Below are 24786 nucleotides of genomic sequence, written 5' to 3'. Positions count from 1 at the left end.
TATCTTTTTTTTAAGTGATATTATTGATATTTTGATACAAACCTGTCTAAACCTTAGTATTCATCGAGGATTGCAAAATATCATCAAAGTATCATTGTATCATCAGTGATACTTTCAAAGTATCAAAGTATCATTTGCGTTTTTTGAGTGATATTTTCTAAACCTTAGTGTTTATCAGGGGTTGAGAGAGCAAAATATCAAAATATCAATAATATCACGGGTTTTTTACTTTATACTTTTACGTCTCCATTTTCCGTGTCCAGCACTTTCAAAAAAATCATTGTCATTCAAATAACGTTTGATTGTAGGAACACTAACGTCAATCTCTCCAGCTAAAGCGGTTGCATCTTTAGTTTCAAATTCATCAGGAAGTAACGAATAAAGTTTTCTTTTCGCTACATCTGTTCTGTCCTCACTTTCTTCGCTACCATGCTTAATTAGATTAGTAACTTTTAACGCATTCAGAATGTAGTACTCCCCTAACTGAATTGCTCTTTGTGTATTGAGTTCGCTAATCTCACGGCTTCCGCTTTCCGCTATCAATTGTAAAATGAGTGCTAGTCGTGGAACGATAATATTGAATTTTCCTAAAATTGCATTTACTTCGGGTTTCTCCTTTTGTCTTTCAGTATTAAATCCATTCCATCTTATTAGTAAATCTTTAGCACTATTGGAAAATGGTATAAAGCCAGCGTCAGAATTAGTACCGTCTGCATCTCCATTATCCAAACTCAATAAGTTACCTACTATTTTTCCCCACTTACGTTGAATTTCGTCTTTAATCTCTTTTGTGGCGGATTGATTCCACGGCAAAGGCTCTGCATCAGGATATGCAAATAAGAAACGTTCTACAAATCCATTTTGAGGACTATTTTTAAACGTCCTATGTATAACATCGGGTTGGATTGTTCCCGTGATACTTAGTAAAGAATTTAGTCCGCTATACGTTAACTCTCTCCCCATTCTGCCGTCAATTATTGGCGTGCCGTCAAATAGTGATAAAATCTTTTGTTCTGCATTGCTCCCCTGTTGCCTGTTGAACGTTACTATAAATCCTTTGAGTTCGTCCATTTGTAAAAAACAACCTCGTGGGTTCGCCTCTAAAGCCTTGGCTAAATATTCAATTGTAGCATCACTTTGATAACTGAAAACTTTATGAGGTTGTATGGGTTCTTTTTCTCCCTCCCTTTCGGCTTTGCTCTTATTTTTCCACTCGTTGTGCTGTTCTTTCCATTCTGCTAAATCCTCTTTATATCGTAAAAACTCACGCTCAAAGTTCTTTTTTAATGGCTCTATGGCGAATTTAAACGCCTGTGATTTATTCGAGCTTGGAACGCCTACATTTGCACCAAAAAGAACGCTTATAACATCGTAGCCAGCTATATGACTTTTTCGAGCGTTTCCGATTGCTCCAGCACTTGTAACCAGCATTGGTAAAATACAAAAATCAGGGTTGTAATTTAACTTACTTTCTAAATCTCTGACAATACCAGCCATATTTTTAGGTAGGAAGTCAATCAGATTTATAGAAATTTCGTTATCTTTGCCTTGTATTCTCTCTAAAGAATTTTGAAGGCTTTGAATATAGTTTTTTGTATTCATAGCCTTATTTTTTTACTTTAGTAAATAACTGTTCTACATCAGCACGCTTGTAATATCGTTTTCCTCCGATTCCGTACGCTTGAATTTTTCCTTCCTTTTCCCATTTCCACGCTGTGGCATCGCTTATTGCTTTTCCAGTTCCTACAATCTCACTTCTTAGAATGTAGTCATCAAATGGGTTCTTTGATGAGGTTTCCACGGTTTCGGATTCCGATTCCTTAGAATGAAGTTCTTTTAATTCTCTAACTTCTTTTAGAATGGTCGCCACTACTTCAGGCAACTGTTCAAATGTAATTCTACTTTTTTCCATTGCCTAAACTTTTAGATTGATTAATAAATCGAGTGATTTCTTTTTCATCAAATATGAAAAATCTGTCATACCTTTTGATTGGCTTTAGCAATCCTTTTTCCATTAAATAATGGACTTTTCGCGCGTTGCACTTTAGTTTTTCTGCAACTTCTTGTGTGTTTAATACACTCATAATAAAAAAAAATTATGAAGCTAAAATCTTCTATAAGCCTTGTAAATAAACACTCTGCGAGGGCGAAAAGATACTTTTTGAAATAATCAACTAAAAAAAAGTGCAATTTTATTTGGTTAAATTAAAATATGCTTTGTATCTTTGTCGTAAGTAAAAACAGAAAGATCTATTTAGACTTTAGAAAATTATCAGAGAGCTTGTTGGAGCAAGTTCTCTGTACTTCTATTAATAAATAAAAAAACTGCATGTCGTTACATGCAACCACAAAGATATTATATTTTTCCGTACCTTGTTTACGAATACACAATATTTTATCAACATTCATTGTTCGTTATCCATAATCGTATTATTTAGAATTTATACTTTTCATTAAAATATCGTAGGATTCAATCGCTGTATCTTTGGAAGTCTTTCCAATATAATTTAATAGCATTGATTCCGTGCTGTGTGCCGTAATATCTTTTAAAAATGAAGTTGGAAGTTTACCATAAAAATTAGTTGCAAATGAACGCCTGCCAGTGTGTGAAGTGATAAGTTCATATTTAGGATAAAATCCAATTTCTTTACGTCTGTTCCCCTTGTCTGTTTTGATTTCTTTTTTCCCCTCGATAACCTCATCTATTTTAGCCAATTTACATACTTCTTTTATGTATTCATTATATTTCACGTGTGATATTGCATGGGGGAATTTTTCGTTTCTTTTATCTAATGTTTTTTGAACAATTGGAAGTAGTGGAATAGATACGTTTTTTCCTGTTTTCTCTTGCGTTATATCAATGAATTTACGTCCTTGCTCTGTTCGTATCATATCAGTATTGAAACGCATAAAATCGCTTATTCTTTGCCCTGTATAGCATGATATTAGTAGCCAGTCTTTTGCATTATCTAAATAATTAGGTAAACCATTCAGGCGGTGGATTCGCTCCAGTTCATCAATGGATAATGTGATAATAAACTTCTTTTCTTTCTTTAGATTAGATGAAAGATAATCTATTTCATTGCTTACTTCAACCCCTCGTGTGCGTGCGTGTGTGCATACGGCTTTTATATCTCTAAAATTACGGTTTGTAGTTGAATTTTCATATTCATTTTTTATGCTCCATTCTTGGAACGATTTCAAAAAATTAGAATTTACATCTTTGATAAAATACTTCTTTCTTTTGTCCTTTTCAAAACGTGCAATTTTATTTCTTACTACTTTCCACTTTCGTAATGTTCCAGTTTTTACCTCCCTTTCTTTCAATGATAGAAAATAATCAAAGTATGGAAGTAGTTTTGTTGGAAGTTCAGTTTCTTCTTTCGGATTGTAATATTCATCTACTACATTCTTTAGCCAGTCCTTATCAATCGCTCCAGATTCATTTTTGTACGCATTTAAGATATAACCTCTAAGATTAGAATATAATCCACTAACTTCTCTCTTAATATCTGTTAGTTTGTTTGATTTATCTATATCTGAAAAATCCCCGTTCTTCTTCCACTTATCAAAGTATTCTTTTTCTATCTCATATTGTGCTCGTGTTCCTAAATGCTTTCTTTTTCCAGCTTCATCATGATATGAAAATCTAACTTCAATAAATGCAATTTTTTTATTAGAACGATATTGAAAATTTACCCTTGCCATAATTTGAATATTTAGAATTGATACAAATATAATAAGAATGTATCAAAAATGTATCAAAATAGCAAATGAAAATAAATAGAAGTAAAGGGATATAAATATCAAACCTCATAAATTCATTTGTAAATATTGAGTTTATCGCATTTAGTGGGTTCAGTTAGTTTCGTATTGATTTCCTTGTCATGAATCCCTCCAGGGTCACTACAGTAAAAGCATTGGCATAAGTCAATGCTTTTTTGTTTGATCCTCATTTTGTAAATTTGTTCTCGAAATGAAAAAATACATATTCTATATCAGTATAATCATTCTAACAGGTTGTAGTACAATAAGCAACTACACTTCCATTAATTATAACCTATATGATTTTTCATTTGAAGCAGAAATCAAAAAAGAAAATAAGCCTTCCTCATCACTCTTTGAAGATTACTATGGTAGGTACGATTTCTATAAAGAGACTTATGATATCAGAAATGAAGTTCTTATTCCACTAGATATTCATATTTGGCAGAAAGACGATGGGACAGGAAACTATATAAATGACTCTACAAATAGAGCTGATTGGAAGAAGATTATAGAATATGTAGAGCGTTTTTACAACCAAATCGAAGCTCCTTCCCGAAAAGTGCCCGGAGTGGTAGATTACGAAACAACAAAAATCCATTTTCAACTTAATAAGGTTTATTTTACGAAAAATTCAGCATGTTGGAAGCTAGGGCAAAATATTAATGCTAGAGAAGGTGAAAAACTAAATCAAATAGCAGATAGTTTATACCCCAAAGGTATTTCATTTCTCAAAATACACGTGACTGGGGCAAATCCAAGACCTTCAGGTTATGCTGTCTTTCCTGAATTTAAAGAGGGTAGAGACCATTTTGTGGTTACCTTTAACAAAGAACAAGAGATTCATTTTAATGGACCTGATGCCACTTGGGCAAAGGCACAGCATATTGCGCATGAATTAGCTCATAACTTAGATTTGTATCACATATATTCTTTGAATTTTAATGCCTGTGACCAAACTAAACCAGATTATTTAGATGATATTTTTGGTAGAGGGGAAAACGTAATTTGTCCATTTGATACCGGCTGGGATTGCGATTATGCCGACACCATCAAACCTTGCTTAAACAATATCATGGGAGGAACTAAAGATGCACGGTATTTCTCGCCCAAACAAGTACAGCGTATGCACCGTGCTCTCATGCTGAAATCTATTGGGAAATATGCTATAGCATATAATTTTAATTCATCTAATTTTATTGAAATCACTAAAGAAGAGATATGGGACTTTGATTTCAAAACCTTTAATAACATTCGAATCCAAGCAGGTGCTACCCTAACTATTAAAAATACTATTCGATTTATTCCTGAAGCGGGAATTTACATAGAAGAAGGTGGTAAATTGATATTAGATGGTGGAATATTAACAAATGAGCAGGTTTTAAACTCTAAATGGAAAGGTGTTAAAATTCAAAAAAACAAACAAACCACGCTCAAACAAGAGGATTTTATAGAAATTAAAAATAGTGGTAAGATATATGGGGTTAAATAAAACCCGTTGTACATTTAGAATAAAATATTGATATCATCTTAGACCCCGAAACTCCTTCGTCCGTTGGGGTGACAATACATAGAAAGGCAAGGCGGTCAGCTTTACTGACCGATTGTCTCCCCTCACAATTGTCACCCCGAGAATCTTGGTTGCTCGGGGTATATTTTTTAATAATTCTATCTATTTATAATGAATCGCTGTGAAATAGCTCTATCTTTTATCTTAAATGAAATAAGATAAACTCCATTTTCCATTTGACTAACATCTATATCAGAGGTCCCTGCCATGGATTGTACTACTCTTCCTTCTAAAGTGGAAATTAAAATATCTCCATCTGGAACAACATCGAGGTGTAATTGAGTACTAGCAGGATTTGGATACATACGGATATGTTCAGATGCAAATTTTTCTAATCCAGTTTCTTCTTGATTCTTGATTTGGATGCTATAACAAAATTCATTGTTAGGTAAATACGTATCCTGAATTAGATTTTGGGAATTTGAAGGAAGTATTTTCAAACAAAATTCTGATTCCATATCAGGTTCTTCCGTTAGATTGCCAATCGCAAATACATGAGTAAGCGTAATTTCATCTCCAGCAGCTATTACATTATTAACTTTTGGCGAATAATCAATAAGATCTCCATTAGGATCATTATCATCCATAAACAAAACTTGATTTCCATCCCAAGTTAAATAGAATCTCAAAGTGTCCGTTGCTTCAATATCAGCTCCAGATAAATTTTTCACCTTATAGGTAAATGAAAAAGGAGTATTATAATATACAATCCCTCCATCCAAGGGGTTCATAACTTCGATTTCCAAATCTACAGTACGTTGGGCATACAAATCTTGCATCCCTAATAAACCCAATACAAATAAGCCACATGCATAAACATTTTTTTTCATAAGTAATATTTTAAGTTATTGATTACTTACTCATACGTTTACAAAAATGAATTAGTTGTCATTTTATAAAAATTCTGGTGGTTTTCTTAATTCCAACTTTGCGCTTTGGAATAAATTTGATGTAGCATTAAATCTTACTAAGAAACTTTTCTGACCACCAACTGGCGTCCAGTAGAAAGACAATTGCCAACAGTGCATATCTCGCGTCAGAGACAATCTAGCTTGAGTTAATCCCTTATTTTGAATATCGTAACTTGATTCAAATCCCAGTTTCCATCGTTGCGTAAAACTTACATCCCCACTCAACATAATATTTTGGCTTTGGGAATATCTTCGTTTAGGGTTTGACGGTGTAAGATTAATAAAATAAGTATGCGTAAAATTAATTTTCCAAGGAATATCAAAATCAATAATTTGATGTGGATTCATTGCATAATACTGGAAGTCAGCTCCCCAATAATCACCCATAATTTCACCATTTCGCTTGATTTTTTCTTGTGATGCTTTGGAGGTAAAAGTATATGTTGTAGAGATATTAGCAGTTGTAATACGCCCTATTCCTTGTCCATTCTGTGAAGCTAAGCGATTGAAAGAATATCCATTTTTATTCCATGCATAAGGTGAAAGTGTTGCCCCAGAAACAATACTTAATCCACTAAGTGGACTTATTCGCAATTGTAAGTGAATATCCGATAGTTTCATGGAATCCTTAAATACATCATAATTCCCTGATATAGAAAGCGCGTCGATTATTCTTGTTTTAGTGTAATCATCTTCTGAAATAGTGTCCCTTTTATTCTTCTTATGTTTAAGTTCAAATACATTATTTAAGGAATAATTGATTTGCCCAACTTTGCGTCCATAACTCTCTCGATACAAACTAGTTTCATACGGCGAATAATGAATTTCTGTATTCTCAGGACCAAACGTTTCTGTTATATAAGAGCTAATATCCGGTTGAAATCTAAATGAAACACGAGGAGTAATCACATGACGCATCCTAACCTTATTTTTTCCAACAAATTGATAATATGCATATAGATTGGTAGAAAGTTCTGTTTGCAAAGAAACATCTTGAGACATCCCAAAACCACGAATAGTATCATTCACAACTTTAGAGGTTTCCGTATCATAACGTTTCTTAGTAGATTGGAAATTCATACGTAAGTTATAGTTAGCAGTAGTATTTAGCGTAACTATTTTCCTAAACAATTGGAGTGGATAACTTAAACCGGCACTGTGTCGGATACCATTCTGAAATTGACGTGCCATTAAATCAAAACGCTTTTGATTTAGCAAAGAATCTGCAAATAAAGAACGATTCTTTGCTTCCATCGCATAGGTAAACCCGATTTTTTCATAAAATCTTTCCTTACCTATTTTATTCTTTCTCAATGCCTTAAAAGGAAAGAATCGATTTACATTGACATTTAAAGTAGGTAAATCTGCATCAATATTCTTAGAAGCAGAGTTTTGCTTTAGCCCCATCTTTAAACCAATCGTAACAGGTTTCCCTGGAAACACTCGCACCAAATTGATGTCCGAATTAAAGTTGTTTTGGTAATATTGTTGGCTCAATGGATCCAAAGTTGTTTTTCCACTATTATCTGATTGGAAATTCACACGTGAATTAAATTTCCAATAAGGATTTGCCTTCGCTTCTTGCCTATGTTCCCATTGTACTACTACTTTGTTGTTTCTAACTTTATCGTTAGGAAATGATTGTCTAAATGAACTAAAACCTAAATTAACACCTCCAGAAAATTTATAGATTTTCTTATAATCTGTTTGATTTCTAATCTCAAAGGTTCCTCTTGAATACAAACTACCATAAAAAGTTGTCTGAATAAAATCATATTTCTTCATAGGAAAATAATATCCTAAATCTTGAAAACCAAATCCAAATTGAGAAATAGGAGTAATCATTGGGAAAATAAGTCCACTCTTTTGCCCTTTATCTTCTGTTGGTATCACACTAAAGGGTAAACCTATTGGTGTTGGAATACCTCTAACCCATAAGTTCATAGGACCAGTGGCAATTCGTTTATTAGGAACCATTACAGCTTTACTCAACTGGAAATGATAATGCGGATCATCTAAATCACACGTAGTAAATTTACCTCGAATAAAATGTACTTCCTCATTTGCTTGACGTTTTGCAATTTCCATGTGCAAATAAATTTCATCCTGATGTAATTTCAGCTCTTCGATATATCCCTTCTCTGTTTCAAAATTATAGCGAATGCTTGCCGCTGTAAATGATTCCGAGCCTTCTTCAAATTTAGGGATACCAACTCTATTGCCATTCTCATCCAATGTATAGATAGCATATACTTCTTTGGTTTTGGTATCCATTTCTATTAAATCTGCTGTTAGAATGATACCTTCATATTCAACTTTTGCCTCTCCATACATAGAAATTTTATTCGTCTTCAGATTGGCTACAATAGAATCTCTACATGAATATACTACAATAGATTCCATAGTAGTATCATTTGCATAAATACGTGGTTTATCAATCTTTGATAAAGTATCTTGATTAATAGAAACCAGTGTGTCTTGTGAAAAAATAGGGTTACACGACAGAATTATTAACAATTCAACGACGAAAAAATAAAGTATGGAATATTTTTTGCTCAAATGGAACTTATAATTTTGTCTATGCAATATACTTTAACGATTACAAATCTAAAAAAATACATGGTTGTTGGAATAAATATGGTGAAAAGTATCTTTTTATTTGTCTCTATTTTAGGCTTGTTTAACATTTCATATACTCAAACCAATAGCGATGAGATTTTTTCTAAAGGAATTAAAACTGTTGTCATTGACCCCGGTCACGGTGGAAAAGACCCTGGTTGTCACGGTGCTATCACCAATGAAAAAAATGTTGTATTAGCGATAGGGCTAAAATTAGGGGAATACATTAAAAAGAAATACCCAAATATCAAAGTTATTTACACACGTCATGATGATACTTTTGTGGAATTAGACCAAAGAGCTAAAATTGCGATTAATAACAAAGCAGATGTTTTTATCTCCATACACGCAAACTCCGCAAGTGCCGCAGCTAGTGGAACAGAAACATACGTTTTAGGTTTACACAGAACAGAAAGTCAGCAAAAAGTTGCCGAACGTGAAAATAGTACAATAGAATTTGAAGATAATAGCAAAGAAAAATACAAAGATTTTGACTTATCTCCTGACGCCATTATTGCGAGACAATTGCAACTAAGTGTATTTCTAAACCAAAGTATCAGTCTAGCGTCTAAAGTGCAAGCTCAATTTAAAGTAGAAGGTAGAAAAGATCGAGGGGTTAAACAAGCAGGATTTCTTGTATTGTATAAAACCACTATGCCTAGTATTTTAATTGAAACTGGATTTTTAACTAACCCAGAAGAGGAAACATACCTACATAATACAGCTAATCAGGTAAAGATGGCAAACTCAATATTCCGTGCATTTCAGGAATATGTTGCCGAAATAGACGGGGTAACAACTCTAGTTGAGAATGGTCATGGATATGAAAATACAATCAAAGAATTAGAAAAAGACGACACCAAACAAAATACGGTAAATATACCCATAAAAGAAGAAAAAGATAAAGTGTATTTTAAAGTACAAATAGCCACTTCTCAGGTAAAAGTTGCCCTAACAGACCAGCGATTTAAAGGTGTAACCGTATCTGAATATCAGCAAGATGGGCTCTACAAATATACTACAGGTATTTTTGAAAATGACTTTGAGTCAGCCAATGAACTTAAAAATAAGATGAGATCTAAGGGCTTTGAAAATGCCTTCGTTGTTGGTTTTGTTAACGGTGAAAGAATCAATATCTCAAAAGCTATAAAAATGGCAAAACAGTAGATTTTCCACTTTTTTTTCTAAACTTTGTATTTTAACTCTTATTTTAGCGCAAAATACATTATCTTGAAAGTATCAAACGAATTTAAAATCGGACTTTCTGTAGTATTAGCTACAGTACTATTGATTTTTGGAATAAACTACCTAAAAGGTAACAGTTTCTTTGGTGGGGATGATGTGTATTATGCCTTCTTTCCCTCTTCTGGAACATTGTCTCCTTCTTCCTCTGTTACACTAAATGGGGTGGTAATTGGAAATGTAATTTCTGTTGACTTAGTTGATCCAAATAAATTTATTGATCCAAATAAACGGGTTTTAATCAAGTTTAGTATTCAAAAAGATGGAATGAAGATCGCGCGTGGCTCCCATATTACGATTGTTCCCGGAATTTTAAATACCGAAGTTCAGTTGCAGCAAAATTATATTGCAGAACATGGTTATCTAAATATAGGAGACACCATATATGGTTCAGTGAGTCAAGAATTAACCGAACAGTTAGAAACACAGTTATTACCTGTAAAACGTAAATTGGAAGACTTAATGACTTCCATCGACAATATCGTTACTTCTATTACCGTATTCTGGGACACATCAGCCGCCAACACCTTAAACCAAGGACTAAACGAGGTGAAAATTGCTATTGCTCGTTTTGGAAATGTAGCCTATAACTTAGACGATTTAATCACTTCCGAAAAAGCCAAACTAGGCCGTATTTTTGACAATGTAGAAGATATTACCTACAATTTTAAAGAAACAAATGCCTCTCTAAAAAGGACTATCGGAAATGCCGAAGCTATCACTGACTCATTGATGACTTCTGACTTAAAAGGTGTGATTTCTAGCGCTACTGAAACTCTACAACGACTTAACCTAGCACTAAAAGATGCCTCGGAAGGAAATGGTACACTTGGAAAACTTTTGAAGGATGAACAACTTTACAATGAGTTAAACAGTACTGCTCAGCGCTTGCAAGACTTAGTGGACGACATTAAAGTTCATCCTGAAAGATATATTCATTTCTCCGTTTTTGGGACAAAATCAAAAGGTGTTCCTTTAACCAAAGATGAGGAGAAGAAATTACGAGATTTACTCAACGCAACTCCTAATAAACAATAGATTATTATGATTTCAAGTATTATTTTTATCATATTAGCATTAGCTGGATTTACATTCTTTACATTAAACATGTTGAAGATTAGAAGTAACATCCTGCTTGGACAAAAACTAGATAGAACAGACAACAAAGCTGAAAGATGGAAGACAATGATTCTAGTAGCTTTTGGTCAGAAAAAGATGTTTAAAAGATGGTTTCCTGCTGTCATGCACTTATTTATTTATACTGCTTTTATCATCACTCAAATTGAATTAATCGAAATCTTTACAGATGGAATAACTGGAGGTCATAGATTATTTAGAGGCTCTTTAGGTGGTTTCTATACTTTCATTATATCCTTAATCGAGATTCTTTCTGTTTTAGCGTTTATCGCTACAATCGTATTCTTATCCAGACGTAATTTAATTCGTTTACCACGTTTAAATATGCGTGAAATGGCTGGATGGCCTAGAAAAGACGCAAACTTGATCTTGATAATGGAATTAACACTTATTTGCTGTATTTTCATGATGAATGGAGCTGATGAAGTGCTATTTAACAGAGATATGTCTCACGCTGCTACTACATTCACAGGAGATAATACTTTTGGATTTGCTGTTTCTCAATTTATAGGTCCAGCTTTCTTTGGAAATATGAGCAATGAAACACTAATGATTATTGAACGTATTGGATGGTGGGGACATATTATGATGGTTTTTGTCTTCTTAAACTATCTGCCATATTCCAAACATTTGCATATCCTTTTGGCATTCCCTAATGTGTATTACTCCAATTTGGAACCTATGGGAAAATTTGCCAATAATCAGGCCGTAAAGAAAGAGGTGCAGTTGATGATGGACCCAGATGCTGATCCATACGCAGCACCTGCTCCTGATGAAAACGCAACGCCTCAACGTTTCGGAGCAAAAGACGTGGAAGATTTATCGTGGAAGAATTTAATGGATGCATATTCTTGTACTGAATGTGGAAGATGTACAGATAACTGTCCAGCTAATCAAACAGGTAAATTATTGTCACCACGTGCTATAATGATGGCAACACGTGACCGTTTAGATGAAAAAGGAAATAATATCCGTAAACACGGAAAGGATTATGATGACGGCAAGAGTTTACACAGCTACATTTCCGAAGAAGAATTATGGGCTTGTACTACTTGTAATGCCTGTGTAGAAACTTGCCCGGTTGATATTTCCCCAATGAATATTATCATGCAAATGCGTCAATACCTTGTTATGGAAGAATCAAAGATTCCAAATGAATTAGCAGGTATGAATACAAATATTGAAAACAATGGCGCTCCATGGCAGTTTAGTCCTGAGGACAGAATTAAATGGGCGGAAGAAGAGTAAAAGTTGATAGTAGTTTATAGATACTAAATAAAATAAAAACATGAGCGAATTACTAAAAGTGCCTACAATGGCTGAGATGACTGCGCAAGGTGAAGTTCCTGAAATTCTATTTTGGGTAGGTTGTTCTGGTAGTTTTGATGATAGGGCAAAGAAAATCACAAAAGCAATCGTTAAGATTCTAAATAAATGTAACGTTAAATTTGCTGTATTGGGAGCAGAAGAATCATGTACCGGTGACCCTGCAAAACGTGCTGGAAATGAGTTTTTATTCCAAATGCAGGCAATGCAAAACATCAGCGTATTAAATGGCTATGAGATTAAAAAAATTGTTACAGGTTGCCCTCACTGCTTTAATACGATTAAAAATGAATATCCTGAGTTAGGTGGTAATTATGATATTGTACACCATACACAATTAATTCAATCTTTAATTGACGAAGGAAAACTAAAAGTAGAAGGAGGAGAATCCTTTAAAGGAAGAAGAATTACATACCACGATCCTTGTTATTTAGGTCGTGCCAACAATATCTATGAAGCGCCAAGAGAACTTCTTCAAAAATTAGACGCTGAACTTGTGGAAATGAGAAACTGTAGAAATCGTTCTACTTGTTGTGGAGCAGGAGGAGCTCAGATGTTTAAAGAAGAAGAAAAAGGTACTAGAAAAGTAAATGACAAGCGAGTTGAGGAGATTGAAGAAGTAAAAGCTAATATTGTAGCTACAGCTTGTCCTTTCTGCAATACCATGTTAACAGACGGAGTTAAAAATAAGAACTTAGACGGTAAATTAGAGGTGATTGATATTGCAGAATTAATAGCTTCTGCTGCTGATTTATAGTTATTCAAGGTTAAAATTATGACACATAATATATTTTCAAATTACCCCGATTTAGCTAAAATTTGGGTATATCAAAGTGCACGTGAATTAAATCCTGCTGAGGAAAGTGCAATCAATGAAAAACTAATCGATTTTACAGAGAATTGGGATTCTCATGGCTCCATTGTGAAATCTGAAGCGGTTATCTTATATAAGCGTTTTATTGTCTTATTAGCTGATGATACAGAGGATAGATTATGTGGAAGTGCTGGTGATAGATCACTTCAGTTTTTTAAGGCTTTAGATGCTGAATTCAATTTGTCTTTGATGGATAGAATGATTGTTTCATACAGAAAGGGAGAGGAGATTCTTAGCACCAATATAAATGACTTTAGAGACTTGATTAAATCAGGTGATGTAGATGAAAATACCATTGTTTTTAACAATGTAATTACTACTAAAGCTGACTTTGAGAATAAATGGGAAGTTTCCATAAAAGATAGCTGGCACAAGCAATTGATTGAATTAGCTGTTTAAATCGAATCTCACATACAATAGTTTTAGAATACAGAATAAAACTGTAATTTTGTACCCAAATTTGTAGAAAAATTATGCCGAAATTATCATTAAAAACTGCTAATATGCCCTCTTCACCAATACGAAAATTGGTGCCATTTGCAGAGGCTGCTAAGAAAAGAGGAGTTCATGTTATTCATCTTAACATCGGTCAGCCAGATATAGCAACGCCAGATGAAGCTTTAAATGCAGTTCGAAATTCAGACTTAAAAGTATTAGAATACGCTCCTTCTAATGGGAATCTATCCTACCGAGAAGGGTTAGTGGAGTATTATAAGAAGTTTGATATTCAAACAACACCAAATGATATTATTGTAACAATCGGTGGTTCAGAAGCTTTGCTATTTGCCTTTGCAGTTGGATTAAATCCAGATGATGAAGTAATTATTCCTGAACCTTTTTATGCGAATTATAATGGATTTGCTGCATCGGCTGGAGTGAAGATTGTACCAATTACTTCACATATTGACAATGGATTTGCATTGCCTCCAATTGAGGAATTCGAAAAGAAAATTACGTCAAAAACAAAGGCTATTTTAATTTGTAATCCAGGTAATCCTACTGGCTATTTATACTCTAAAGAAGAATTAGAAAAACTACGTGCACTTGTTCAAAAACACGACTTATTCTTATTCGCAGACGAAGTTTATCGTGAGTTTTGCTATGATGGTGCTGAACCTGTTTCAGTATTAAACTTGAAAGGAATAGAAAACAATGTTGTTATGATAGATTCTATTTCTAAGAGATATTCCATGTGTGGAGCTCGTATTGGTGCTTTAGTATCTCATAATAAAGAGTTCATGGCAGCAGCAATGAAATTTGCACAAGCTAGATTATCTCCTCCAACTTATGCACAAATTGCAGCAGAAGGAGCTCTTAATGTGAGTGAAGATTACTTTACTAAAGTAAAAGAAGAGTACAAAGGCCGTCGTGATATTATGGTAAACGGATTAAATAAAATCAATGGTGTTCGTTGTCCAAACCCAAAAGGTGCCTTTTACTGTATTGCTGAATTTCCTGTAGAAGATACGGAACATTTCTGCCAGTGGTTACTAGAAGAATTTGAGTACAATGGAAATACTGTTATGATGTCACCATTAAGCGGATTTTACGCTACAAAAGGATTAGGCAAGCAAGAAGTTCGTATTGCCTATGTACTAGAAAAGAAAGAATTAGAATTAGCTCTTATATGCTTAGAAAAAGCCTTGGAGGTTTACCCAGGTGTTATTCATGCACAAGCTAGTAAAACTGCTCAATATTAAACAAACTATATACAAATAAAAAAGCCTGAAGAATCTTCAGGCTTTTTTATTTATATAATTACAAAATTATTTTGCTGCAGCAAAACGCTTATTAACCTCATCCCAGTTAATCACATTGAAAAATGCATTAATGTAATCAGGTCTTCTGTTTTGGTAATTCAAATAATAAGCATGCTCCCAAACATCAATTCCTAAGATAGCTGTTCCACAGTTACCCATGATAATTGGATTATCTTGATTTGCAGTTGAACAAACTTCTAATTTCCCTCCAGGGTGAACACATAACCAAGCCCATCCTGAACCAAATTGAGTTGCACCAGCTTTAGAGAAAGCATCTTTGAATGCCTCAAAAGAGCCAAAATTTGCATTGATTGCATCTTTAATTGCTCCTGTTGGTTCTCCTCCACCGTTTGGTGACATAACTTTCCAGAAAAGATCATGGTTATAGAAACCACCACCATTATTTCTAACAGCAGGTTTATCCTTTCCTGCTTTTAATACTTCTTCGATAGATTTACCTTCTAAATCTGTTCCTGCGATTGCATTATTTAAGTTGTTTGTATAACCTGCATGGTGCTTTCCATGGTGAATTTCCATAGTTCTAGCATCAATATGTGGCTCTAATGCATCGTATGCATAAGGTAAATTTGGTAATTCAAATGCCATTTTTTTGTTTTTTTAAATTAATAATTCAGTTTCTTCAAATATAACAACAATAGTCCTTTTTTGTTGATACAAACATCAAAAAAATTGTTGTATTAATTAATCTCTTCCTCCTCCTAGTAAACGTAATAGAGAAAGGAATAAGTTTACAAATAAAATATAAAGGCTTAATCCACCTATCAGACTCATTTTTTTCATAGTTTCACTATCTAAGCTAGGATCTGTTGCAATTATTTTAAGTTTCTGCATCTCCCAAGCAGTCAATCCGGTAAATACAAACACCCCTACAATTGATATGATATAGGATAACATCTCGCTTCCTAGGAACATATTAACAATTGCTGCTATAAAAATCCCAATAAACGCCATATATAGTAAACTTCCCATTTTAGATAAATCTGTTGAAGTAGTATATCCCAAAATAGCCATTCCTGCGAATGCTCCTGCAGCTACAAAGAAAGTTATAGCAATGTCTCCCATACTATATACAAAGAAGATTGAAGCAATACTTGCACCAATCAAAGCCGCATACAGCACGAATAATGCCGTTAGAGTTCCAATAGAAAAACTATTCACCTTAGCTTGAATAAGAAATACCAAAGCAATAGGAGAAAATACAACTACATAGAAAAGCGGGCTCAAACCTCCTTCTGCTGTAATAAACCAGTCAATAAACAATCCTGAACTAGCGAGATACCAAGAAGTTAACCCTGAAATCCCTAGAGCAATAAACATGTATTGATAAACATTTCTAAAGAAAGTTTTTACTTGTAAAGCATTTTTCTCTTGTACATCCTGAAAGTGTACATCATTTAAAAATTCATTTGATTCCATTTCTTATAAAATAATATTTATCGAAGATAACGAATAAAGTAGTAAGTTGTTTTTTTATATGTAACTACTTTAGATTCTTTAACAATTAAAAAATTTAGAAGTTCCTTTCAAAGGCATAAATACTTTCCCAAAAATCACGAATGGCAATTCCTTCATGCGTAAGCATTTTAGGCACCAAAGATTCTGGAGTAAAACCTGGCGTTGTATTTATTTCAATGACAAAGGGTTTATTCTTTACAATCATATAATCTACTCTAGCTACCGAGCGCAATTGCAATAAGTCATAAATTTTCTTAGTCAATTCTTGTACTTCTTTTGTTAATTCATCGCTAATACGTGCAGGAACTATCTCTTGAGATTTTCCTTGGTACTTTGCTTCATAATCAAAGAAATCAGATTCAGGAACTATCTCAACACAAGGTAATGCATTCACTCCCTCTTGATTACGATATACTCCACAGGTTACCTCAAAACCATCCATAAACGCTTCACATATCACTGTTTTTCCTTCTGAAAAAGCATAATCGATAGCTTTTTGTAAATCTTCTTCTTTATAAACTTTTGAAATACCGTAACTAGATCCAGAATCTGTAGGCTTCACAAATAATGGGTATCCCAATTTCTTTCCTATCTCTGAAATAGAATATTGTGTATGCCTTTTTAATAATACTGAATCGGCAACCGTCACATTGAAAGCACGCAAGAATTGATTACACATCCACTTATCAAATGATAAAGCTGAAGATAACGAATCTGCATTGATGTAGGGCAAGTTCATCATCTCAAAATAGGCTTGTAATCTTCCATTTTCACCTGGATTTCCATGAATATAGATATGTGCTAATTCAATTGTAATCTTTTCTCCGGATGATAACGTAAAAGAAAAATCATCTATCGAAACTTGAAGTGTTTCACCTTTATATTCCGCAAACCAACCATTGCGCTCTACACGCACAAGAAAGGCATTGTATTCAGCGCCTTTTACATGTTCTAGTATAGTACTAGCACTCTTGATAGAAATATCATGTTCTGATGAATATCCTCCACAAAAAATCCCTACATTAATCATAATCACTCCGATGTTTAATACGAAGTAAATAAAAAAGAGAATTTCAATTCTTAGAAAAAAAAGAAGTTATTAGCAAAGATGTGTTATTAACAATAATCTATTTAGAGAGTTTACCAATTCGGTCATGCATTACAATACTCCCGGCTACGGCAACATTCATAGAAATATCTCCATATAATTGAACAATTTCATGGCATTTATCCAAAGCAGATGGTGGTAAGCCATTGTCTTCTGCTCCAAGTAAATATACAGCCCTCTTAGGATGCTCAAATTCAGGCAACATGATAGAACGCTCATCTAATTCTACTGCAACCAAACGTGTATTATATGGTAAGTGCTTATAGAAATCATCAAAATCTTCGTAATGAAACAGTGGTATTTTTCGCCATGACTTCAATACATCTGAAGTTTGTTTACGGTAATCTTTTCCAATTGTAAAAATAAAAGACGCCCCTAAAATATCAGCAGAACGCCACAATGTACCGAGATTATAATCCCGTTTGCATTGCATAATACCTATCCCAAAGAAATTATGATTATCCGGTTTAACTTTCATAGTTAATATATGATGATATTACTTTGTAATTAACCTATCTATGGAGTGCTTACCTCCACCTGTTAAGAAAATAGCAAAATAACCAATTAGATAAAGAAATGGTAATTCCAACTCCTTAAAAGCTCCTCCACTGTGAACAGAGAATACAATAACTAACATAGTGATGATTGGGGCAACAACTGCAAAACGAGTAAACAAACCAACCATTACTAGTAAAGAACATATTCCTTCTGCAAAGGCTACTAGTCCAAAAGATAGTTTTTCACCCAAACCTATTGGGTCCATGAAATGGATTTCTGCGCCTGAAAATAGTTTACCTAATTTTCCCATTCCGTGGGCATAGAATAATCCAAATCCCATAGCTAATCGTAGAGCTAAAACACCAAAATCAGTTCCTAACTTCCATTCTTTCAAGAATTTTTTCATAATAACGATGCTTTTTTTAAATTTCAGGCTAAAATAACACAATTAATGATATAAGTATTTTTTAACTTTGCAAAAAAAGTAAAATGGCTTCAGCAGAAAGAGAACAAGAACGTCAAAAAAAAGTAAAAGCAATAATCCTAGAATTACAAACTCATGACGAAAAAAAGATAAGTAAAGGTCTTCAAAAACTTCAAGAGATTGGCGACGCTCAAGTAATCATCCCTATTATCGAATTGTGGAATGAAGGCGTTTCAGAATATTTAGAATCTGAAATTATCAACTTCTTTGGTGATTTAAAATCGTCTGCTGCTAAGGAGAAAATAATGGAAGCTGTTCTAAATAAGGATTTTGGAAATATTCATCAATCTCTATTATCTACGATGTGGAATAGTAAAATTGATTATTCTGAATACTTATTGGAATTCATTCAAATTTCTATTCTCAATGACTATATGATTGCACTAGAATGTTTGACCATTATTGAAAACATGGAAGGTCCACTTGAAGATCAGAAATTACTCGATGGGCAAATTATTTTACGAGAATATGCTGAGAAACAGCAAAAAAGCAAGCAAGATTCTGAAGATAAAATCAAGTTGATTGCAGAAATCGCTAAAATTTTAGAAGATCACGAAAATAGTAAAGCTATCTAGAATAATCCATTGATTTCAGCATCAATAGAATTGATTATCTTACCTAAATCTTCTGGGTTTTCATGATAATTATTGTTATCTACATCCACAATGAGTAATTTCCCTTTATCATAGGTGCTAATCCAAGCTTCATAGCGTTCATTCAATCTTTTCAGGTAATCCAAACGGATAGATTCTTCGTATTCCCTTCCTCTCTTTTGAATCTGATTTACTAAAGTAGGAACACTGGCTCTCAAATAGATTAAAAGGTCAGGAGCCGCAATAAATGATTCAATAAGATTAAAAAGAGAAAAATAGTTCTCAAAATCACGTGTAGTCATCAAGCCCATAGAATGTAAATTCGGCGCGAATATATAGGCATCTTCATAAATGGTTCTATCTTGAATAACTACTCCTTTCGTTTTCTTAATTTCCTGAAGTTGTGTAAACCTACTATTAAGGTAATACACCTGCAAATTAAATGACCAACGTTGCATATCCTCATAGAAGTCATTGAGATATGGATTCTGAGCAACATTTTCGAAATGCGTTTCCCAATTATAGTGTTTTGCTAATAATTCTGTCAATGTTGTTTTACCTGAGCCAATATTTCCTGCTACTGCTATATGCATTTTCAATCATTTTTTTGAATCGGACTAAAATACTAATATTGTTTAGAAAAAGACAGGAAAGGAAGAAAAAAATATTAACAATAGTTCTACTCTTTCAAATAGTATTTTTTGATTCCACTCTTATCTTTAAAGAATACAAATTTTTCCATTACTCTAAATTCCTGAATACCTTTGGTAGGTAAAGTCACCTCTTTCCTTTCATCCGTTTCACGGTCCAAACGCACTAGATACTCGGGATACAAAAGGTAAATAAACTTATCCGTTGGGTATATCTGAATGGCTTGTTTTTCTTCATATTTTCGGATTAAACTTCCATAATAATCAAACAAGAAAACACCATCTCCTTGGTAAAAAAGAAATAACTGATGATTTTTCTCTAAAAGTGAAGTTGGTGCGACATTCCCTGTTATTCCAGAAACATTCGTGATTTCAGATTGTTTTTGATTACTCTTAACTCCTTGGAAGCAAACCAAGCGAGAATTATCTTCGTCATAAATCCAGAAACGCTGAGATTGCTCAGAATAACACACAAAGGTGGCTGATGATATTTGAAAATAAGACATATCAGCTTTTCCTTCCTGAAAAGTTAATGCATTATCCAATATTCCCAACATTTGATTATTTTCAGAAAACGCCAATGTTTTTAAAGAATGTGCTGCGTCCAATATAGATACATTCCCAAAGGAGGCATCACTCTGCGTAAAAGTTATCTGGAAATTTGTATCCAACTTAAATATCTTACTATGCGAAGCAAGGATGATTTGAGATAAAGGATTAACGTCCCATGCACTTATATTTTTATTTGAATAAGAATGTATGAGTTTCCAATCATTTATTTCTTGAGCGCTCAACAGACTTGCGTAAATACAACATAAAATAACATATATCCACTTTACCTTCTTCATCTTACTTATACATTTTATTCAATTCTAATAATTCATCCATGAGGTTTCTACTATTGAGTAAACGAGGTACTTTATGTTGTCCTCCTAATTTATTTTTAGTTTTTAGCCACTTTTCAAAGAATCCAGCAGAAACTTTATGAACAAGCGGAAAATCTAAGGTAAGATTTTGTGTTCTTTTGGCATCATAATCTGAATTAATTTCTCTCAATTTTAAATCTAATAATCTGGTGAACTCAATAAGATCTCTTGGTTCCTTCCGAAACTCAATCATCCATTCGTGTCCTCCTTGCTTACCTTCTTGCATAAATATTGGACAAGCCGTATAGTCCTTCAATAATGAATCTGTATGCTCACAAGCATATTGAATAGCTTTATCTGCATTATCGACAATCAATTCTTCTCCAAATGCATTGATAAAATTCTTAGTTCTGCCCGAAACCACAAAACGATACGGATGGGTTTCTGTGAAACGAATAGTATCTCCAACTATATAACGCCATAAACCACCATTAGTTGTAATAACTAAAGCATATTCCACTCCTTCTTCCACTTCTTGCAAACTTACCACTTTCTGAGAATTTATTCCATCAAAATCAGACATAGGTATGAATTCAAAAAAGATGCCGTAATCCAGCATGAGCAGTAAATCTCCCCTCTCCTTATCTTGTATGCCAAAAAAGCCTTCAGAAGCATTATACGATTCTAAATAATGCATTTTGGTTGATGGGATTAAACGTTCAAATTCATGCTTATAAGGTAAAAAACTTACACCTCCATGCATAAATAGTTCGAGATTTGGCCATACTTGTAGCAAATTATCTTTCCCTGCTTTTTCTAATATCTTATTAATTAAGACCAAAGTCCAGCTTGGTACTCCTGAAATACTCGTCACATCCTCATGTATAGTTTCATTGGCTAAACGTTCGATCTTTTCTTCCCACTTGGCCAATAAGGCTGTTTCTTTAGAAGGAGTACGTTTAATCTCTACCCACCAAGGTAAATTCTTAATGATAATGGAAGACAAATCGCCTGTATAACTATCTGGTCTTACCAAATTATACTCTGCTGATCCACCTACAACAAGGTGTTTTCCAGTATAAATCTTTGTTTCTGGATACAAATTATAATTAATAGCAACCAAGTCTTTCCCACCTTTATAATGACATTCTTCTAAAGATCTTTTTGTAACAGGAATAAATTTACTTCGGTCTGAAGTTGTTCCAGAAGATTTAGCAAACCATTTAGTCTCTCCTGGCCATAGTACATCTTCTTCTCCTGCTATAGCACGGTTTACCCATTCTTTTATACCATTATATTCCGTTAATGGAACTCTCCTTTTAAATTCTTCATAATCATGAATAGTATTAAACTGATAGACAGAGCCATATTTCGTATTTCTCCCTTCAAGGATTAACCGTTCTAATAATTCACGTTGGACCTCAATAGGATGTTGTAGGAATAAATCAATTTGATGTATTCTTTTTTTTATAATCCAACCAAATATTGTATTAATAGGCATAGCAGACAATATACATGAAGGTAATATTTTTTTTTGAAATAACTAACACTAACTATTAAACTGTATGTATAAACAAATGAATATAAGTGTATTATGTTTGATAAAAAATATTATTTCTTTTCCACACAACCTTTCGAGAAATGAATTCGTCTAATAAGTAGGGTTTATTTATGGTTTAAAAGAAAATGGTTAAGGACAATGCTGGCTTAGCCATTTTTTTTTACTTCTTCCTCACAAAGATACGTACGGGAACCCCGTTAAAATCAAAATGTTTTCTTAGTTTGTTCTCCAAGAAACGTCTGTAGCTCTCTTGGATATATTGAGGTAGATTGCAATAAAATGCAAAAGAAGGAGCATGTGTCGGTAATTGACGTACATATTTTATAGTCACCGTTTTACCCTTAACAGAAGCTGGTGGTATAATTTCAATTTCTTTCAACATCACTTCATTTAATTTAGATGTAGAAATTTTCTTGATTCTATTCTCATATACACGCATTGCCTCTTCCAAAGCTTTGTGAATTCTTTGTTTTGTTAGTGCAGATACAAAGACGATAGGAACATCATTAAAAGGCGCTAATTGTTGACGTAGTTTTTCTTCATATTCTTTTGTTGTATTTGTTTCCTTCTCTACTAAGTCCCATTTATTTACTAATACAACAACTCCTTTATGGTTCTTCTCACACATATAATAGATACTCAAATCCTGTCTTTGTAACCCTTCAGTAGCATCAATCATAAAAATACATACATCAGAGTTCTCAATAGCACGTACTGAACGTAAAACAGAATAATATTCAATATCCTCATTTACCTTAGCTTTCTTACGAATCCCAGCAGTATCAACTAATATAAACTCAAATCCGAATGCATTATAATGCGTATTAATAGCATCTCGGGTAGTTCCAGAAATGGGTGTAACAATGTTTCTTTCTTCTCCAATCAATGCATTTGCTAAGGAAGACTTACCAACATTAGGTTTTCCTACAATAGTAAAACGAGGTAAATCGCTATCAGATTCAATCTCTTTCGTTTCAAAGGTCTTGATTATATCATCTAATAATTCCCCTGTACCCGCTCCACTTGCAGCGGCAATATCATATACATCTCCTACTCCTAAAGACCAGAATTCTGAAGACAATCCAACACGCTGAGTATTATCCACTTTATTAGCTACTACAAATACTTTCTTTTTGGTAGCACGAAGCATTTCCGCTACCTTTTGGTCTAAGTCCGTAATGCCTGTTGTAACATCCACAACAAATACGATTGTATTAGCCTCATCTATAGCTATCTCAACTTGTTTTCTGATTTCACTTTCAAAAATATCTTCAGAACCTTTCACATATCCCCCTGTATCAATCACAGAAAAATCATATCCTCCCCATGTTCCTCTTCCATATATTCGGTCGCGAGTAACACCACTCATTTCTTCTACAATAGCATTCCTAGACTCTGTAAGTCTATTAAAAAGAGTTGATTTTCCAACATTTGGTCTACCGACTATGGCAACAATATTACTCATGATTTATATCCGTATTGTTTTAATCTATTCTCATTATTTCTCCAGTCTTTATCCACCTTCACAAAGGTCTCTAGGAAAACATGTTTATCCACGAATTTTTCAATATCTCTGCGACTATCAATTCCAATATATTTTAATTGTCTTCCTTTCTCTCCTATGATAATACCCTTTTGTGATTCACGCTCAACAATTATGTTTGCTCGAATTTTAATCATATCATCTGATTCATGATATTCTGTAACCTCCACCTGACACGCATAAGGAATTTCTTTCTTCAGATTCAGAAATATCTTTTCACGAATAATTTCAGAAACAAAGAATCTCATAGAACGATCAGAAATAGCATCTTTACCAAAATAAGGAGGTGCCTCTGGCAATTTCTCCAGTATTAAATCAATAATTGATTGCACATTGAAATTATGTAGAGCAGAGATAGGTAGGATAGTCGCTTCTGGCAATTCATTCACCCAATATTGGATTCGTTCAGCTACCTCTTCTTGCGTTTTTAAATCAATCTTATTAATTAAGCAAATAACTGGAGTTTTAAGTTTTTTAATTTTTTCCAGGGTTTCCACATGATTCAAGGTGTTTTCAAAAACATCTGTAACTAAGATAAGTACATCCGCATCTATCAAAGCCTCTTTCACATCATCCATCATTGCCTCATGTAAACCGTAAGCAGATTTGAGAACCCCTGGTGTATCCGAAAATACAATCTGATAATCTTCTTCATTCAGAATACCTTTAATACGATGGCGGGTAGTCTGTGCTTTTGAGGTTACGATAGAGAGCTTTTCCCCTAAAAGTGCATTCATCAGGGTTGACTTTCCCACATTAGGGCTTCCAATAATATTTACAAATCCAGACTTATGATTCATTTG

23 protein-coding genes are annotated in these 24786 nt (G+C 33.6%); 8 read left to right on the top strand and 15 right to left on the bottom strand.

Going from position 1 to position 24786, the window contains the following annotated elements; genetic code table 11:
* Positions 1 to 225 precede the first annotated feature (225 nt).
* The 3 genes from M9897_03365 to M9897_03355 form a co-directional block, all read right to left on the bottom strand.
* Complete coding sequence (locus M9897_03365; protein ID MCO5267919.1) at positions 226 to 1602, bottom strand: YfjI family protein; 1377 nt, start codon at positions 1600 to 1602, stop codon at positions 226 to 228.
* Between the two features lie 4 nt (positions 1603 to 1606).
* The gene (locus M9897_03360) at positions 1607 to 1912 is read right to left on the bottom strand and encodes a helix-turn-helix domain-containing protein (protein ID MCO5267918.1); all 306 of its coding nucleotides are present in this window, start codon (positions 1910 to 1912) and stop codon (positions 1607 to 1609) included.
* A gap of 518 nt (positions 1913 to 2430) precedes the next feature.
* Complete coding sequence (locus M9897_03355) at positions 2431 to 3708, bottom strand: site-specific integrase (GenBank protein ID MCO5267917.1); 1278 nt, start codon at positions 3706 to 3708, stop codon at positions 2431 to 2433.
* A gap of 268 nt (positions 3709 to 3976) precedes the next feature.
* Here M9897_03355 and M9897_03350 point away from each other — a divergent pair, with 268 nt between their 5' ends.
* Positions 3977 to 5257: a M43 family zinc metalloprotease gene (locus tag M9897_03350; protein ID MCO5267916.1), complete on the top strand. Its 1281-nt coding sequence runs from the start codon at positions 3977 to 3979 to the stop codon at positions 5255 to 5257.
* A 176-nt stretch (positions 5258 to 5433) separates the two neighbouring features.
* Here the strand turns inward: M9897_03350 and M9897_03345 are convergent, their stop codons facing one another.
* Together M9897_03345 and M9897_03340 are read right to left on the bottom strand one after the other, a co-directional pair.
* Positions 5434 to 6165, bottom strand: coding sequence for a T9SS type A sorting domain-containing protein (locus M9897_03345; GenBank protein MCO5267915.1), 732 nt, complete (start codon positions 6163 to 6165; stop codon positions 5434 to 5436).
* A gap of 63 nt (positions 6166 to 6228) precedes the next feature.
* Positions 6229 to 8649, bottom strand: coding sequence for a hypothetical protein (locus M9897_03340; protein ID MCO5267914.1), 2421 nt, complete (start codon positions 8647 to 8649; stop codon positions 6229 to 6231).
* Positions 8650 to 8805: 156 nt separating this feature from the next.
* Here M9897_03340 and M9897_03335 point away from each other — a divergent pair, with 156 nt between their 5' ends.
* The 6 genes from M9897_03335 to M9897_03310 all read left to right on the top strand — a co-directional run bounded on the left by M9897_03335 (position 8806) and on the right by M9897_03310 (position 15144).
* Entirely contained in the window at positions 8806 to 10032 is a 1227-nt protein-coding gene (locus M9897_03335) for an N-acetylmuramoyl-L-alanine amidase (GenBank protein ID MCO5267913.1), read from the top strand.
* A gap of 63 nt (positions 10033 to 10095) precedes the next feature.
* On the top strand, positions 10096 to 11145 hold the full coding sequence (locus tag M9897_03330; protein MCO5267912.1) for an MlaD family protein: 1050 nt from the start codon (positions 10096 to 10098) through the stop codon (positions 11143 to 11145).
* A 6-nt stretch (positions 11146 to 11151) separates the two neighbouring features.
* Positions 11152 to 12492: a 4Fe-4S dicluster domain-containing protein gene (locus M9897_03325; protein ID MCO5267911.1), complete on the top strand. Its 1341-nt coding sequence runs from the start codon at positions 11152 to 11154 to the stop codon at positions 12490 to 12492.
* Positions 12493 to 12532: 40 nt separating this feature from the next.
* The gene (locus M9897_03320) at positions 12533 to 13327 is read left to right on the top strand and encodes a (Fe-S)-binding protein (GenBank protein MCO5267910.1); all 795 of its coding nucleotides are present in this window, start codon (positions 12533 to 12535) and stop codon (positions 13325 to 13327) included.
* Between the two features lie 18 nt (positions 13328 to 13345).
* The gene (locus tag M9897_03315) at positions 13346 to 13843 is read left to right on the top strand and encodes a hypothetical protein (GenBank protein MCO5267909.1); all 498 of its coding nucleotides are present in this window, start codon (positions 13346 to 13348) and stop codon (positions 13841 to 13843) included.
* A gap of 74 nt (positions 13844 to 13917) precedes the next feature.
* Positions 13918 to 15144 carry a pyridoxal phosphate-dependent aminotransferase gene (locus M9897_03310; GenBank protein ID MCO5267908.1) on the top strand — a complete coding sequence of 409 codons (1227 nt, stop codon included), beginning with the start codon at positions 13918 to 13920 and terminating at the stop codon, positions 15142 to 15144.
* Positions 15145 to 15210: 66 nt separating this feature from the next.
* On the opposite strand, the gene M9897_03305 is transcribed toward M9897_03310, so the two are convergent.
* From M9897_03305 to M9897_03285, 5 genes are all read right to left on the bottom strand, one after another.
* On the bottom strand, positions 15211 to 15810 hold the full coding sequence (locus M9897_03305) for a superoxide dismutase (GenBank protein MCO5267907.1): 600 nt from the start codon (positions 15808 to 15810) through the stop codon (positions 15211 to 15213).
* Between the two features lie 96 nt (positions 15811 to 15906).
* A complete protein-coding gene (locus M9897_03300; GenBank protein MCO5267906.1) occupies positions 15907 to 16641 on the bottom strand; it encodes a Bax inhibitor-1/YccA family protein in 735 nt (244 codons plus the stop codon).
* 94 nt (positions 16642 to 16735) lie between these two features.
* Entirely contained in the window at positions 16736 to 17710 is a 975-nt protein-coding gene (locus M9897_03295) for a D-alanine--D-alanine ligase (GenBank protein MCO5267905.1), read from the bottom strand.
* A gap of 97 nt (positions 17711 to 17807) precedes the next feature.
* On the bottom strand, positions 17808 to 18266 hold the full coding sequence (locus tag M9897_03290; protein MCO5267904.1) for an RNA methyltransferase: 459 nt from the start codon (positions 18264 to 18266) through the stop codon (positions 17808 to 17810).
* An 18-nt stretch (positions 18267 to 18284) separates the two neighbouring features.
* The gene (locus M9897_03285; protein ID MCO5267903.1) at positions 18285 to 18692 is read right to left on the bottom strand and encodes a DoxX family protein; all 408 of its coding nucleotides are present in this window, start codon (positions 18690 to 18692) and stop codon (positions 18285 to 18287) included.
* A gap of 83 nt (positions 18693 to 18775) precedes the next feature.
* Here M9897_03285 and M9897_03280 point away from each other — a divergent pair, with 83 nt between their 5' ends.
* Positions 18776 to 19345, top strand: coding sequence for a hypothetical protein (locus M9897_03280; GenBank protein ID MCO5267902.1), 570 nt, complete (start codon positions 18776 to 18778; stop codon positions 19343 to 19345).
* Here M9897_03280 and M9897_03275 read toward each other — a convergent pair.
* The 5 genes from M9897_03275 to era form a co-directional block, all read right to left on the bottom strand.
* A complete protein-coding gene (locus tag M9897_03275; protein MCO5267901.1) occupies positions 19342 to 19956 on the bottom strand; it encodes a deoxynucleoside kinase in 615 nt (204 codons plus the stop codon). The genes M9897_03280 and M9897_03275 overlap by 4 nt on opposite strands.
* Positions 19957 to 20042: 86 nt before the next feature.
* On the bottom strand, positions 20043 to 20861 hold the full coding sequence (locus M9897_03270) for a hypothetical protein (GenBank protein MCO5267900.1): 819 nt from the start codon (positions 20859 to 20861) through the stop codon (positions 20043 to 20045).
* 1 nt (position 20862) lies between these two features.
* On the bottom strand, positions 20863 to 22380 hold the full coding sequence (locus tag M9897_03265) for a GH3 auxin-responsive promoter family protein (protein MCO5267899.1): 1518 nt from the start codon (positions 22378 to 22380) through the stop codon (positions 20863 to 20865).
* Positions 22381 to 22600: 220 nt separating this feature from the next.
* A complete protein-coding gene (der, locus tag M9897_03260) occupies positions 22601 to 23905 on the bottom strand; it encodes a ribosome biogenesis GTPase Der (protein ID MCO5267898.1) in 1305 nt (434 codons plus the stop codon).
* Entirely contained in the window at positions 23902 to 24783 is an 882-nt protein-coding gene (gene era, locus M9897_03255; protein MCO5267897.1) for a GTPase Era, read from the bottom strand. The genes der and era overlap by 4 nt, the downstream gene beginning before the upstream one ends.
* Positions 24784 to 24786: the final 3 nt, after the last annotated feature.

It is taken from the genome of Brumimicrobium sp. (assembly GCA_023957385.1).
Taxonomy (GTDB): Bacteria; Bacteroidota; Bacteroidia; order Flavobacteriales_D; family Crocinitomicaceae; genus Brumimicrobium.
Note: the sequence above shows the minus strand (reverse complement) of the source record. Positions and strands in the feature narration are given on the sequence as shown.

Coding starts and splice junctions, on each gene's coding strand:
- M9897_03365 (MCO5267919.1), bottom strand. CDS start 1,602: ATGAATACAAAAAACTATATTCAAAGCCTTCAAAATTCTTTAGAGAGA.
- M9897_03360 (MCO5267918.1), bottom strand. CDS start 1,912: ATGGAAAAAAGTAGAATTACATTTGAACAGTTGCCTGAAGTAGTGGCG.
- M9897_03355 (MCO5267917.1), bottom strand. CDS start 3,708: ATGGCAAGGGTAAATTTTCAATATCGTTCTAATAAAAAAATTGCATTT.
- M9897_03350 (MCO5267916.1), top strand. CDS start 3,977: ATGAAAAAATACATATTCTATATCAGTATAATCATTCTAACAGGTTGT.
- M9897_03345 (MCO5267915.1), bottom strand. CDS start 6,165: ATGAAAAAAAATGTTTATGCATGTGGCTTATTTGTATTGGGTTTATTA.
- M9897_03340 (MCO5267914.1), bottom strand. CDS start 8,649: ATGGAATCTATTGTAGTATATTCATGTAGAGATTCTATTGTAGCCAAT.
- M9897_03335 (MCO5267913.1), top strand. CDS start 8,806: ATGGAACTTATAATTTTGTCTATGCAATATACTTTAACGATTACAAAT.
- M9897_03325 (MCO5267911.1), top strand. CDS start 11,152: ATGATTTCAAGTATTATTTTTATCATATTAGCATTAGCTGGATTTACA.
- M9897_03320 (MCO5267910.1), top strand. CDS start 12,533: ATGAGCGAATTACTAAAAGTGCCTACAATGGCTGAGATGACTGCGCAA.
- M9897_03315 (MCO5267909.1), top strand. CDS start 13,346: ATGACACATAATATATTTTCAAATTACCCCGATTTAGCTAAAATTTGG.
- M9897_03310 (MCO5267908.1), top strand. CDS start 13,918: ATGCCGAAATTATCATTAAAAACTGCTAATATGCCCTCTTCACCAATA.
- M9897_03305 (MCO5267907.1), bottom strand. CDS start 15,810: ATGGCATTTGAATTACCAAATTTACCTTATGCATACGATGCATTAGAG.
- M9897_03300 (MCO5267906.1), bottom strand. CDS start 16,641: ATGGAATCAAATGAATTTTTAAATGATGTACACTTTCAGGATGTACAA.
- M9897_03295 (MCO5267905.1), bottom strand. CDS start 17,710: ATGATTAATGTAGGGATTTTTTGTGGAGGATATTCATCAGAACATGAT.
- M9897_03290 (MCO5267904.1), bottom strand. CDS start 18,266: ATGAAAGTTAAACCGGATAATCATAATTTCTTTGGGATAGGTATTATG.
- M9897_03285 (MCO5267903.1), bottom strand. CDS start 18,692: ATGAAAAAATTCTTGAAAGAATGGAAGTTAGGAACTGATTTTGGTGTT.
- M9897_03280 (MCO5267902.1), top strand. CDS start 18,776: ATGGCTTCAGCAGAAAGAGAACAAGAACGTCAAAAAAAAGTAAAAGCA.
- M9897_03275 (MCO5267901.1), bottom strand. CDS start 19,956: ATGCATATAGCAGTAGCAGGAAATATTGGCTCAGGTAAAACAACATTG.
- M9897_03270 (MCO5267900.1), bottom strand. CDS start 20,861: ATGAAGAAGGTAAAGTGGATATATGTTATTTTATGTTGTATTTACGCA.
- M9897_03265 (MCO5267899.1), bottom strand. CDS start 22,380: ATGCCTATTAATACAATATTTGGTTGGATTATAAAAAAAAGAATACAT.
- der (MCO5267898.1), bottom strand. CDS start 23,905: ATGAGTAATATTGTTGCCATAGTCGGTAGACCAAATGTTGGAAAATCA.
- era (MCO5267897.1), bottom strand. CDS start 24,783: ATGAATCATAAGTCTGGATTTGTAAATATTATTGGAAGCCCTAATGTG.